This is a genomic window from Sphingomonas oligophenolica, from assembly GCF_039522915.1.
GTDB classification, from domain to species: domain Bacteria; phylum Pseudomonadota; class Alphaproteobacteria; order Sphingomonadales; family Sphingomonadaceae; genus Sphingomonas; species Sphingomonas oligophenolica.
The window spans coordinates 85,373-97,358 of the sequence record NZ_BAAAEH010000024.1; the positions used below are offsets into that span (position 1 = coordinate 85,373).

At 65.0% G+C, this 11,986-nt stretch carries 15 protein-coding genes, 1 tRNA gene and 2 pseudogenes; 12 read left to right on the top strand and 6 right to left on the bottom strand.

Annotated features, from left to right (window positions below):
- Positions 1-67 precede the first annotated feature (67 nt).
- Positions 68-490 (top strand): hypothetical protein, encoded by a 423-nt coding sequence (locus ABD050_RS13320; protein ID WP_343889868.1) that lies wholly within the window; start codon positions 68-70, stop codon positions 488-490.
- A gap of 75 nt (positions 491-565) precedes the next feature.
- Here ABD050_RS13320 and ABD050_RS13325 read toward each other — a convergent pair whose 3' ends face one another.
- Positions 566-880, bottom strand: coding sequence for a hypothetical protein (locus tag ABD050_RS13325; RefSeq protein WP_343889869.1), 315 nt, complete (start codon positions 878-880; stop codon positions 566-568).
- The gene (locus tag ABD050_RS13330; RefSeq protein ID WP_425542454.1) at positions 877-2,382 is read right to left on the bottom strand and encodes a L,D-transpeptidase family protein; all 1,506 of its coding nucleotides are present in this window, start codon (positions 2,380-2,382) and stop codon (positions 877-879) included. The genes ABD050_RS13325 and ABD050_RS13330 overlap by 4 nt, the downstream gene beginning before the upstream one ends.
- 371 nt (positions 2,383-2,753) lie before the next feature.
- Here ABD050_RS13330 and ABD050_RS13335 point away from each other — a divergent pair, with 371 nt between their 5' ends.
- Positions 2,754-3,275: a DUF2141 domain-containing protein gene (locus ABD050_RS13335; RefSeq protein ID WP_343889870.1), complete on the top strand. Its 522-nt coding sequence runs from the start codon at positions 2,754-2,756 to the stop codon at positions 3,273-3,275.
- 39 nt (positions 3,276-3,314) lie between these two features.
- Here the strand turns inward: ABD050_RS13335 and ABD050_RS13340 are convergent, their stop codons facing one another.
- Positions 3,315-3,896 carry a DUF4142 domain-containing protein gene (locus ABD050_RS13340; RefSeq protein WP_343889871.1) on the bottom strand — a complete coding sequence of 194 codons (582 nt, stop codon included), beginning with the start codon at positions 3,894-3,896 and terminating at the stop codon, positions 3,315-3,317.
- A 177-nt stretch (positions 3,897-4,073) separates the two neighbouring features.
- Here ABD050_RS13340 and ABD050_RS13345 point away from each other — a divergent pair, with 177 nt between their 5' ends.
- Complete coding sequence (locus tag ABD050_RS13345) at positions 4,074-4,457, top strand: DUF3597 family protein (protein ID WP_343889872.1); 384 nt, start codon at positions 4,074-4,076, stop codon at positions 4,455-4,457.
- A gap of 269 nt (positions 4,458-4,726) precedes the next feature.
- Here the strand turns inward: ABD050_RS13345 and ABD050_RS13350 are convergent, their stop codons facing one another.
- Entirely contained in the window at positions 4,727-4,960 is a 234-nt protein-coding gene (locus ABD050_RS13350) for a hypothetical protein (protein WP_343889873.1), read from the bottom strand.
- A gap of 341 nt (positions 4,961-5,301) precedes the next feature.
- Here ABD050_RS13350 and era point away from each other — a divergent pair, with 341 nt between their 5' ends.
- Entirely contained in the window at positions 5,302-6,204 is a 903-nt protein-coding gene (era, locus tag ABD050_RS13355; protein ID WP_343889874.1) for a GTPase Era, read from the top strand.
- Here era and ABD050_RS13360 read toward each other — a convergent pair.
- Positions 6,171-6,929, bottom strand: coding sequence for an NAD-dependent deacylase (locus ABD050_RS13360; RefSeq protein WP_343889875.1), 759 nt, complete (start codon positions 6,927-6,929; stop codon positions 6,171-6,173). The genes era and ABD050_RS13360 overlap by 34 nt on opposite strands.
- Positions 6,930-6,984: 55 nt before the next feature.
- On the opposite strand from ABD050_RS13360, the gene dapB reads away from it, so the two are divergent.
- The 7 genes and pseudogenes from dapB to ABD050_RS13395 form a co-directional block, all read left to right on the top strand.
- Positions 6,985-7,713, top strand: coding sequence for a 4-hydroxy-tetrahydrodipicolinate reductase (gene dapB / locus ABD050_RS13365; protein ID WP_343889876.1), 729 nt, complete (start codon positions 6,985-6,987; stop codon positions 7,711-7,713).
- A complete protein-coding gene (nth, locus tag ABD050_RS13370; protein ID WP_343889877.1) occupies positions 7,710-8,375 on the top strand; it encodes an endonuclease III in 666 nt (221 codons plus the stop codon). The genes dapB and nth overlap by 4 nt, the downstream gene beginning before the upstream one ends.
- Positions 8,376-8,377: 2 nt before the next feature.
- On the top strand, positions 8,378-8,761 hold the full coding sequence (locus ABD050_RS13375; protein WP_343889878.1) for a hypothetical protein: 384 nt from the start codon (positions 8,378-8,380) through the stop codon (positions 8,759-8,761).
- Between the two features lie 49 nt (positions 8,762-8,810).
- Positions 8,811-8,887, top strand: a tRNA-Arg gene (locus tag ABD050_RS13380).
- A gap of 137 nt (positions 8,888-9,024) precedes the next feature.
- A pseudogene (gene tnpC / locus ABD050_RS13385) lies at positions 9,025-10,056 on the top strand (IS66 family transposase); the annotation flags it as partial.
- Positions 10,056-10,295, top strand: coding sequence for a hypothetical protein (locus ABD050_RS13390; RefSeq protein ID WP_343889879.1), 240 nt, complete (start codon positions 10,056-10,058; stop codon positions 10,293-10,295). The pseudogene tnpC and the gene ABD050_RS13390, both read left to right, overlap by 1 nt.
- Positions 10,296-10,344: 49 nt before the next feature.
- A pseudogene (locus ABD050_RS13395) lies at positions 10,345-10,683 on the top strand (transposase); the annotation flags it as partial.
- Here the strand turns inward: ABD050_RS13395 and ABD050_RS13400 are convergent.
- Positions 10,612-11,397 (bottom strand): transposase, encoded by a 786-nt coding sequence (locus tag ABD050_RS13400; RefSeq protein ID WP_425542455.1) that lies wholly within the window; start codon positions 11,395-11,397, stop codon positions 10,612-10,614. The pseudogene ABD050_RS13395 and the gene ABD050_RS13400 overlap by 72 nt on opposite strands.
- A gap of 30 nt (positions 11,398-11,427) precedes the next feature.
- Here ABD050_RS13400 and ABD050_RS13405 point away from each other — a divergent pair, with 30 nt between their 5' ends.
- The gene (locus ABD050_RS13405) at positions 11,428-11,958 is read left to right on the top strand and encodes a hypothetical protein (protein ID WP_343889882.1); all 531 of its coding nucleotides are present in this window, start codon (positions 11,428-11,430) and stop codon (positions 11,956-11,958) included.
- Positions 11,959-11,986: the final 28 nt, after the last annotated feature.

Genomic DNA, 11,986 nt, shown 5'->3' on the forward strand with positions numbered 1-11,986 from the left:
TAGGCTGGCGTGAAGCGTTTATCTTCGCGCCGCCATCCTGTGAGGAGTTCATGTCGTGAAAAATCTGGTGACTAAGGCCGTTGTCGCCGCCACGCTCGGCGCGACTGCGCTGACATCGGCGGCGCCTGCGGACGCACAACGCTATCGCCACGGATATGACCATGACGACACCGGCGCGGCAGTGGTCGCCGGTGTGGCCGGGCTGGCAATCGGCGCAGCGCTCGCCTCAGGCGACGGCGGCTATTATTATGAGGAATATCCTGCCTACCCCTATCCTTATTATGCGGCTGATCCGTATCCCTATTATTACGATGCGCCCTATCCCTATCCCTATCCCTATCCATACCCCTACCGATACAGCTACCGCTATTATGGACCGCGCTTCGATCACTATTACGCGCGCGGCGGTTATCGTGGCGGCTATGGGGGTTATCGCGGCGGTGGCGGGTACCATGGCGGCGACTATCATGGCGGCGGCCACCACCGCTAAGCTGGTGATCGACTGATCCGACGATCGAGCCGGGCGTGACGGGCGGCGTGGGAGATATCCACGCCGCCCGATCGGTTATTGGGCGCTGGCGTCGTTCGCCGGCAGATCGTCGCGGTGGACGCGCGCAGTCATCCCAGTCGCGTCGGCGTCATCCTGGGTCTGCGTATCCGGCGCAGGAGGTTCGGGGCGCGTGATGGCCTCGGCGGCGTTGGCGGTTACTTCGGGGGCCTTGGCGACCGGCGTCGCCATAGTGGATGGCGTCGCGGCCGGGGTTTCGGTCTCGGTTGCATTGTCGGTCGGAGCAGGTTGCTCGGGCGCCGACTGGCCGCAGCCCGCCAAGACAAGCAACGCCGCCACAATGACGGCACCGGCGGCGATATTCTTCTTCATAGCACATCCTCGAGTTGCAGCGTGATCTGGTGCGCCGACCGCGCCTCGATCTTGGCGGCCAGCGTGCGATCCCAGCCATAGGGATCGCCGCGGAAATTCATCTGGCCGTTGGCGCTGGCAAAGGCCGTCCAATAGAGCAGATAGACCTGGACCGGCCGGGCGCTGACCCTGATCGTCTTGCCCCTGGCTACCGCCGCAGCGACCGCGTCGGGGGTCCATACGGGATCGCCGCGGAGCAGCAGATTGGCGAGATCAGCGGGCTTTTCCAGTCGCACGCAGCCATGGCTGGCGAGCCGATCGAAGCTCGCGAACTTGGCGCGCGACGGCGTGTCGTGGAGATAGACCGAATAGGGGTTGTCGAAATCGAACTTGAAGCGGCCGAGCGCGCTCTGGTTGCCGGCTGCCTGCTGCAGGCTGGTGCCGTTCACGACGAAGCCGTTGCGCTTCAGGTAACCGGGGCTCTTCCTCTCCTTCGGCCATAGCTCGTTGGTCGCAATCGAGGTCGGCACGTTCCACGGCGGATTGATGACGACGCTGTGGATCGTCGAGGACAGCATCGGCGTCTCGTGGCCGGGCCGGCCGGTGACGGCGCGCATCGACAGCACGGGCGTATCGCCATCGAACACCGTCATCAGGGCGGCGGCGATGTTGACCTGGATCCGGTCGCGCGGAAGCTCTTGCGGCAGCCAGCGCCAGCGCTCCAGATTCGCCATGATCTGGCGGACCCGGTCTTCCGCGGGCACGTTGAGCGCGGCGAGCGTCTGGTTCGAGACCACGCCCTGGGGGTTGAGCCCGTAGCGCCGCTGCGCACGCTGCACGTCGGCAAGCAGCTCGGCATCGAAGCTGTCGCCCGTGGTGACGACGGCGCTATCCTCGACGGCCAGGCGCTGGCGCAACGCCAGCACGCGCGGTCCGGTGGCGCCAAGGGTGAGATCGGGCCCGGGATCGAGCTTGGCCCAGCCGCCCGCGGCGGCGATCGCGCGATAGGTTGCAAGGCCCTTCACGAGCCCGTCATAACCCGCATAGGGCGGCGGCAGCGAAGCGATCCACGCCGCCAGCCGGTCGCGCCGGACGGCATCGGCAAAGGCAGGCAGCGGATCATAGGGCGGCGGGATCATGCCCCAATTCTTGTCGAAATCGCTCGGCGCCAGCCGTCCGGCATGGACTGCCCTTGCCTGGTCGAGCGCGGCACGGACCAGCGCGTCCCCGGCAAGCGGCGCCGCCGCGAGCGGCGGCGTCGAGCGCAGCCCCTGCGCCATCGCATTGGCCGCGAGCAGCGTGCGCAACTGATCAGCCTGCACCGGCGTGAGGACCGGCAGCGGCATCGGCGCCGGCTTTATTGCCGGGACGGTCGATGTCACCGGCGGCGGCGGCGGGACCGTCTGCGCGGCATGGCTTGGCGCGGCGAGCAAGGCCGGCATCAGTGCCAGCGCGGCCAGCGCCCGTGCGTGCCGGGCGAGGCCGGAACGGTGTCGGTCGGGTCTTCCGAATGGGCAATCCATATAGTGTCATCTCCGGCGTTTCCCGGCCAATTGGCACGCCACCGCTCGCTCTAGTCTGAACGGGATAGGTTATGCCAGCAGTGCAGAGCGAGAAAAATAGGCCGCCGCGATCAATTCGTCCGTCCTGGCCAGCAGTCCGGGGCGTTCGCAAGAGATCGTCCGACGCCAATTCCCTCGTCACCCCGGACTTGCTCCGGGTCGATGGTTCCGCATGCGCAATGGCAGCACTCTTGGGGAAAACAGGGATGCCGAAGCAAGCCCGGCATGACCGATGGGGAGCGACGCATGATTCTGCACCCCGGCCCGCTGCGGATGATCGTCCCGGGCGCCGTCTACCCGATAGATTTTCACTGCCGGACAAATCGCGGACCATGACGACGACCTCCCGGGCCCGAGCCCTCCTCGCTTTTTTCCTGCTGCTTGACGCGGCGCCGCTCGCTGCCGACATGATCGGCCAGGATGCCCCCGCCTGCGCCGCCGGGCACGGCCCGGCGATCCAGGCCAATATCGTCGGCCTGAAGGACCGGGTCGGCGAAGTCTGGCTCGAACTCTATCCAGCGACCGAGGCCGATTTTCTCCGCCCCGATGAAGAGCTGATCGCCGAGGGCAAGACCTTTCGCCGCACAAGATCGCACCTTCCGGCATCGGGCGCGGTCTCGATCTGCGTGCGGGTCCCCCGACCCGGGCGCTACGCACTGCTGCTGCGCCACAACCGCGTCGGCAAGGATAAATTCTCCATATTCAGCGACGGTGCCGGCTTCCCGAGCAACCAGCGGCTCGGGCGATCGAGGCCGAAGCACAGCCAGGCGCTGATCGACGCCGGCCCGGGAATCACTGTCGCCAATATCCGGGTGCAATATCTGCGAGGCCTCGGCGGATTCGGCCCGCTTTGAGGAGGCCGCACGGGCAAATGCCCGCCCGGCCGCCCGAGCTCAGGGCTTGAGACCCTTCGCCATGTTCAGATGCGCGGTGACGGTCGGCACGAGACTGGTCGCGAAGGTCTTGAGCTGGGGCACGTCGCCGCTCGCTGCATAGGCCTTCAGCGCGTCGAGCGTCTTCTGATGACCATCGATCTGCGCAGCGATATAGGCCTGGTCGAAATCGGCCCCGGTTTTCGCCTTCAGCGCATCCAGCGTCTGCTGCTGGTCGGGGGTGAGCGTCGCATCGGGCGTGATCGCCGGCGATGCCGCGGCGGCGGCCGTTTTCAGCTTGGCGGTCGAGCCGGTATGCGCTGTGACCATCTTCCCGGCAAAGGCCTTCACGGCCGCCGAGTGCGATGTGCTCAGCGCCGCGTTGGACGTCGCGATCTCGAAGGCGTCGCTGGCCGCGGCTGCGTTCGCGAAGGTCTGGCCCTGGCTGGGAATAGCGGGGGTCGAGATGTCAGTCACATTGTCGGCAGCTACCATGGTGTCGTTGACTGACGTTTCGGTCGTGGTGCTCGTCTCGCTCTTGTGGCCGCACGCAGCGAGCGCCAGCGTGGCTGCCGACAGCAGAATGATGCTTCTGTATCTCATGATCCGTCTCCTGTTGGTAGCGCCCGAGGAGGCGCACCGCGACATAACGGGCCGCTTCCGCCTCTGTTCCGCCAAGCGTCGGCGCGGTCGTCGCTCTGGACGGACCTTTCGACGCCCTGCGCCGTTCTACCGTGACCCTCGGCCGGTATCGGCCGCAATCCGGCATGGAGACGACAGATGGGCATTTTCGGCAGCATCATGGACAAGATCTTCCATCACGAGCCAGCGGCCGCTACTCCGACGCCTGCTCCATCCGCACCCGCGGCCGCGCCGGCCGCGCCGGCAGCCCCCGTCCCGCAGCAGAGCGTCGATGTCGGTGCCGTCCTGTCCGAGATGGCGTCGCTGAAAAATGGCGGCGGCAATTATCAGAGCTCGATCGTCGATTTGCTCAAGCTGCTCGATCTGGATTCCAGCCTCGCTGCGCGCACCGAACTCGCGAACGAACTTGGCGTTCATGTCGGTGCCGATGGCAGCGCCGAGCAGAATATTGCGCTTCACAAGGCGGTGATGGCGAAGCTGGCCGAAAATGGCGGCGTCGTGCCCGATAGCCTGCGGCACTGATTCGGATCACCGCACACGGGAAGCAAAATCGGCCCGGCGCGGTGCGCCGGGCCCGAGGTTGCGCCGTTCGCTAGGGAGCATCGGCATCCACCGTATAATTCCTATCGGATAAGTAGGAAATATAGTCCTGCTTGGGATTGCGACAGGAGGACTTTGGCGCGAGACGAGCGATCGGAAAACGAGCCCGTGCCGAGATTGAATCAAAAAGGACGCGCGCCCGGTGGGACGCGCGGCCTTCGCATGCATCGGCGCGTCGCCGCGCCGACGTCTTACTTTGCGGTAACGTTCGAAACACCGCTGGCGTTGTCGACGATCGTCGCATTGTCGATCGCGGCATTGGCCGTCGCGTCGTCGATCGCCGTCGTGTTCGCGTCGATGGGAGCCTCGCTGTTCAGCGTGGTCTCATTGGCGACCACCGTGTTGTCGATGGGCGCGTCTTTCTTGCAGGCGGCGAGGCCGAGTGCGGCGACAGCGATCATCGGGAGGAAAACGAGCTTCTTCATGGACAATACTCCGTGGTTATGCAGGCCGAGCCCCGGACGCGCCCCATAGCTCGCCCTCTCCCGACCTGATCAGCGTCCGCCTTGTTTATGCCGCAATTCCGATCCGCTTGATAGGAAAAAGATTGTTTCCGTCACCAGGGGGCGATAGCGGATGCTGGGCGCTTCCCGGCCGACATCCCGACCCCGAAGGGGGGAGTGCCAAAAATCCGATCCGATCCGAATTTGGGCAAACTTCCGATGACACCCGGCGCCCCTTCGACATTACAGCCCCAACCGGTGTAGAGAGGGTCTCCCTATTCGCTCCGGGCTCGCCCGATGCGTTGATCACCTTCGAGGTTTCCATGAGCACACCCACCCAACATTGCGGCCTTGTCGCCATCGTCGGCGCGCCCAATGCCGGCAAATCCACCTTGGTCAATGCGATGGTTGGCCAGAAGGTCGCGATCGTCAGCCCCAAGGCGCAGACCACGCGGGCGCGGTTGATGGGAGTCGCGATCGAGGGCGACACTCAGCTGTTGCTGGTCGATACTCCCGGCATCTTCGAGCCCAAGCGTCGGCTCGACCGGGCAATGGTCTCGGCCGCCTGGGGCGGGACGGAGGGTGCCGACGTGCTGGCTTTGGTGGTCGACGCCAAGGGCGGGCTCGGCGCAAAGGTCACTGACATCGCCGAGGGGATCAAGGATCGCCCCGGCCCGAAATATCTCATCCTCAACAAGGTCGATCTGGCCGACAAGGCAAAGCTGCTGCTCCATGCCGAGCGGCTGAACGGACTGGTCGACTTCACCGAGACCTTCTTCATCAGCGCGACGACCGGCGACGGTGTCGCCGAGCTGAAGACGATGCTGGCGAAGGCAATGCCCGAAGGGCCATGGCATTTCACCGAGGACCAGGTCTCCGATGCAAGCGAGCGCAGCCTCGCCTCGGAGGTGACCCGCGAGCAGCTCTATCTCCAGCTCCACGCCGAGCTGCCCTATGCGAGCGCAATCGAGACCGAGCAGTATAAGGAGCGCGAGGATGGTTCGGTCGAGATCCGCCAGCAGATCCTGGTCGAGCGGCCGACCCAGCGCGCGATCATCCTCGGCAAGGGCGGCGCGCGCATCAAGGAAATCGGCGCCCGCGCCCGCGCCGAATTGAGCGCGATCACGGGGAAGCCCGTGCATCTCTATCTTCATGTGAAGGTAAAGCCGGGCTGGGACGACCAGCGTGACATCTACCGGGAGATGGGGCTCGACTGGGTGGAGTGAATTCCCTCCCCCGGGGACGGGCGCGCGTAGGAGATCAACCCCTCCACCCACAGCGGCACCAGTTCGCCCGCCGGCCCGAGCCGCGTCTCGTGGAAATATCCGCTCCCCGCCGACGGCTCGAGATTCATCTCGAGCGTCCTCGCCCCGTGATAGCGCGCGGTCTGGACGAACCCCGCCGCCGGATAAACTGCGCCCGAGGTGCCGATCGACACGAACAGATCGGCCTCCGCCAGCGCCCGCTCGATCCGGTCCATTTCATAGGGCATCTCGCCGAAGAACACGATGTCGGGCCTCATCGAGGGTGCGTCACAGGCAGCGCAGGCGGTCCCCGGCGGCATCCCGCCTGTCCAACCGGAACGCGCACCACATGCCGCGCACAGCGCAGAATTCAGCTCGCCATGCATGTGCAGCATCCGCCTCGCACCGGCCCGCTCATGCAGATCGTCGACATTCTGGGTCACGATCAGCAACTCCCCGGTCCACGCGGCATCGAGCCGGGCGAGCGCCCGATGCGCGGCATTGGGCTCAACCGCCACCAGCGCGGCGCGCCGCGCGTCGTAGAATCGGTGGACCAGCTCGGGATTCCGGGCGAGCGCCTCGGGCGTGCAGACTTGCTCGACACGGTGGCCCTCCCACAGGCCGCCCGGCCCGCGAAAGGTCGCGAGGCCGCTTTCGGCCGAGATGCCCGCGCCGGTGAGGATGACGATATTGGCAATCTCGTGCATGGCATCTCTCTACCGGACCCGTTAAGCGATCGGGAGTGAGAAAACGGAGAAGTTCGTGACGGCGATCGGAATCATCGGCAGCGCGGGGCGTATGGGGCAGGCGCTCGCCAGCGTGGTCGCTGACATGGGTGCCACGCTCGCTGGCGGCATCGATGCCGGGGGTGACCCTGCCGCGATTGCCGCTGCGGCCGACGTGCTGGTCGATTTCTCCGCCCCCTCGGCGCTCGAGACGACGCTCGCCGCCGCGATCGCGGCCCATACGCCGATCCTGGTCGGCACCACCGGGCTGTCGCCGGCGCATCACGCGATGATCGACGCGGCGGCGGCAAAAATCGCGGTGCTGCAGACCGGCAATGTTTCCCTGGGCGTCACCCTGCTCGCCCGGCTGGTGCGCGAGGCGGCAGCGAGCCTCGGCAACGACTGGGATATCGAAATCGTCGAAATGCATCATCGCCACAAGGTCGATGCGCCCTCCGGCACCGCGCTGCTCCTCGGCGAAGCTGCCGCCGCGGGGCGTGGGGTGCCGCTTCGCGAGGTGAAGGTCGAAGACCGCGCCGGGCTGACCGGCGCGCGATCGGAGGGGACGATCGGCTTCGCCTCGCTGCGGGGCGGCTCGGTCGCCGGCGACCATCAGGTGATCTTCGCCGGGCCCGGAGAGCGGATCGAGCTTGGCCATCGCGCCGAGGATCGCGCTATCTTCGCGCGCGGTGCGATCACTGCGGCGCTGTGGCTCGCCGACAAGCCGGCCGGGCGCTATCAGATGAGCGAGGTGCTCGGGCTTTGAAGAAGGCGGATATCGTCGAATTCTATGCTCGGCTCGCAGCCGACAATCCGCATCCGGAGACCGAGCTCAACTACACTAACCCCTATACGTTGCTCGTGGCGGTCGCGCTCTCGGCGCAATCGACCGATATCGGCGTGAACCGAGCGACCCGCCTGTTGTTCGAGGAAGTCGACACCCCCGAAAAAATGGTCGCGCTGGGCGAGGAGGGGTTGAAGCGGCACATCAAGACGATCGGGCTGTTCAACACCAAGGCGAAGAACGTGATCGCCCTCTCGCAAAAGCTGATCGCCGATTATGGCGGCGAGGTGCCGCGAAACCGCGACGCGCTGGAGACGCTACCCGGGGTCGGCCGCAAGACCGCCAACGTCGTGATGAACACGGCGTTCGGCGCCGAGACCTTCGCGGTCGACACCCATATTTTCCGGGTCTGCAACCGTACCGGCCTCGCGCCTGGCAAGACGGTGCTCGCGGTCGAACTCAAGCTCGACAAGGCGACGCCGCAGCCCTTTCGCCTTCACGCTCATCACTGGTTAATCCTGCACGGCCGATATGTCTGCAAGGCGCGCACGCCCGAATGCTGGCGCTGCGTCGTTCGTGACCTGTGTGCGTTCAAGCCCAAGACCCCGGCGCCGCGACAGCGGGGGTCATCAGAGGAGAGCTAGCCATGCGCATGATCCTGACCGCCCTCGCCATCGCTGCCGTCGCCGCCCCGGGGGGCGCGCGCGACCGCAGCCAGATCCCCGAAGCAATAGCGGCCGGCAAGCCGGAAAACTGCATCCGCACCATCAGCATCCGCGAAACTCATGTGCGGAGTGATTCGGTCATCGATTTCGACATGGTCGGCGGCAAGGTCTATCGCAATACCTTGCCCCAGGCGTGCCCCGAGCTCGGCTTCGAGGAGAAATTCCTCTACAAGACGTCGATCGGCCAGCTCTGCTCGGTCGATACCATCACCGTGCTGCACGACGGGCCGGGCGGTGCGGGCCCGACCTGCGGCCTCGGCGTCTTCCAGCCGGTGACGCTGGTCAAGGCGCCGAAACACCCCTGATCGAAACGGCTGGCGCGGGCGCCCTGCCTTTGCTAGGCGCTGCCTCCAGGCACCCGTAGCTCAGCTGGATAGAGCGCTGCCCTCCGAAGGCAGAGGCCACAGGTTCGAATCCTGTCGGGTGCGCCAACTTTTCAAGCACTTAGTCTAGACTAGGAGCGGTTTTGTAGGCCAGATCACGGTTTTTGGCGGACGGGAACGCCGCCGGCGGTGGAGTGACGAAGAGCGGCTGCAGATTCTGGGGGAGGCATTTGCGCCCGGCGCGCGGCCTGCACCAGCCGCTCAACAGCCAGCGCGACCGGCTCGAGAGTGAGGGCATCGCCTTGAGCCTGTCGACGCTCGCCGATCAGATCGGGGCGGTGAGCGTGGCCGCCAGGCCGTTGTTCCTGTTGATCGAGGGTCACGTCCTGGCGGCCGAGCGCCTCCACGGCGACGACACCACCGTTCCGCGCCTGGCGAAGTACAAGACGGACGTCGCTCGAATATGGGACTATGTGCGCGACGATCGTCCGTTCGGTGGTCCCGCACCGCCGGCGGTGCTGTGCTATTACTCGCGTACCCGCAAAGGCGAGCATCCCCGAGGACATCTCGCGGGCTACACTGGCATCCTTCAGGTCGACAGATATGCCGGGTTCAACGAGATGTTCCGTGACGGCTGGGCGGACAAGCCCATGACGCGCGCCAACTGCTGGGCGCATGCCAGGCGGCAGTTCTTCGAACTGGTCGACGTGGCACGCCAGCTCAAGCGCAAGAAGAATACCGCACCGCTCGTCTCGCCCCTGGCGAGGGAGGCGCTGGAATGGATCGACCAGATCTTCGGCATCGAACGCGAGATCAACGGGCAGACCGCCGCCGAGCGCCTGGGGGTGCGCCAGGAGCGCGTCGCCCCGGTGGTCCGCGCGTTGGAAGCCTGGATGCGAGAGAAGCGTAACAGCCTGTCTCGTCACGACCCCGTCGCCAAGGCGATCGCCTATCTCCTCAACGACTGGGAAGGCTTCACGACCTTCCTTGAAGATGGGCGGATATGCCTGACAAACAATGCCGCGGAGCGAGAGTTGCGCAGTGTGGCGCGGGGCAGGAAAGCATGGTTGTTCGTCGGCTCGGACCGGGGCGGTGACCGCGCAGCGATGATGTACAGCCTGATCGGCACCGCCAAGCTGAACGGCGTCGATCCGCTCGCCTGGCTCACCGACGTGCTCGCACGCATCGCCGATCTGCCTCAGGCTCGTCTGCATGAGTTGCTGCCTTGGGAATGGAAATGCTTGCGCGAAGCGCCACTCGTCAAAGAGGCCGCCTGATGACCGATCCCGAACCCGAACTGATCGAGTCCCCGCTCACCTGCTCGATCGAGCGGGGCGGCAGGCGACTGAAGGTCCACATCGTTCGACTGGCTACCGAGCGAGGATGGTCCCTTGAAGTAGTCAACGATCACAACACATCGATCGTCTGGGACGATCAGTTCGAAACCGACCGCGACGCTGATGCAGCCTTCCGAAGCGCAGAAGAGGGCTTCGAGGCCTTCCTCGACAAAGACTGAACCGCTAACCCCGTTGCACAACGCGCCGACCCGCGGCCGCTATCGGATGCGTACGCTGGTGGCGTCGCTGGCGGAGATGTACGTCCAGGGTGTCTCGACCCGCAAGGTGAAGGCGATCACCGAAGAGCTGTGTGGCCACAGCTTCTCCGCCTCGACCATCTCGGCGATCAACAAGCGACTGGATGAGAGCCTGACGGCTTTTGCCCGGCGCCGGCTCGACGAGCCGTTCGCCTATCTGATCATCGATGCCAAGTACGTGTCAACGGGCACCGAAGTTTCCGCAAAAGTGGGTTCTTCCGCACTTTCGGTGCAGGCATCAGGCCATGACCCTTGCGCGAAGCAGGTCGATACCGGCTCGACCGTACATGGAGCGCTTGATGAGCTTTAGTTTGTTGATCTTGCCTTCGACTGGCCCGGTGCTCCAGGGAAGCATCAGCGCGGCGCGCACTGCGTCGATATCGCGCACGAGTCCCCGCGCGAACGATCCCAGTGCGCTGCCGAGCGTCATGGCGAGCCAAGGATCGAGATCGGTCGATACTCGCCCGACGAGGATTTCGTGGAACCGTCGCGCGAGGTCGGCAGCTTCAGCAATGGTGGGCGAGGCGGCGCGTATGGCATCGACGAAGCGGATGTCATGCTCACGAAGCGTTTCGCGGGGCGCGCTCAGGAGCCTGGTGGTCTGGCGCGACGATGGTGGTTTCCAACGGGGGAGCGTAACAGATGGCGCCGCAGCTGGTAACTGGCCGTCGCGCAGCCTGATTTTGATCCAGCGCCGGAAGCCCCGCGCTTCGCCATGGTAGCCACGATCACAGACTTCCCGATAGAGTTGGGTGGCATTGCGACAGCCTTCATCCCACCGCGCCTGCAGATACGCTTCAAACGCGTTGGCGGCGTGGCGCGATGGGTGGTCCCACATTCCCGGGCGCTGGTCGCGAAGCCATTGGCGGGCATGGAGTGCCCGTAACCCTCTTCGGCTGACTGTCGCCCCGATCGAGAAACCGGGCAGGCAATTTTTCGATGCGGGCAGGTACGGGACCGCAAAATAAGCTAAACATTTCCGCGATCCTCCTGATCTGCCTCTCGGCATGGCCTGAGCACGCATTTTTTCGTGCCCGGCCGGGGGGAGATGACGATGGTCGCGATCATTACCGGTAACGGCGCTGGTCTTGAGAAAAGCTCCGCGAAGATTCTCGGCGCCCAAGGGGTGCTTGGAAGCGCCGCACTGGGCGCGGCGAACAATCAGGTCTTCGTCAACGCCGCCAACGGCAACCTGGTTATCACACGTGCTGATGAGTTCCTCGTCGGACGCGGCCCGGTTGTGGAAATCGATCAGACCTACAATAGCCAGGGCGATCTGAGCGACGACAACGGGGACAATTGGCGCCCGAGCGTCTATCAACGCGTTACGGGGCTCACCGGAACTGTGAATACGGCCGGCAGCACCGTCCAGCGCGTCGACTGGGATGGGTCGGTACAGCTTTATACCTACAACAGTGGTTCCGGCGCCTATACGTCGACTGACGATGCGGGCGCCTATGACAGCATGTCGTTTTCAGGAACGACTTGGACCTGGAAAGACGGCAGCGGTCTTATCAGAGGCACGTACGATTCGTCCAATAATGGACGGGACTGTCAGGATTTCCGTGTGTGGGCGGACGGTTGAACATTACGCCGCCATGGCCCTGATGAAG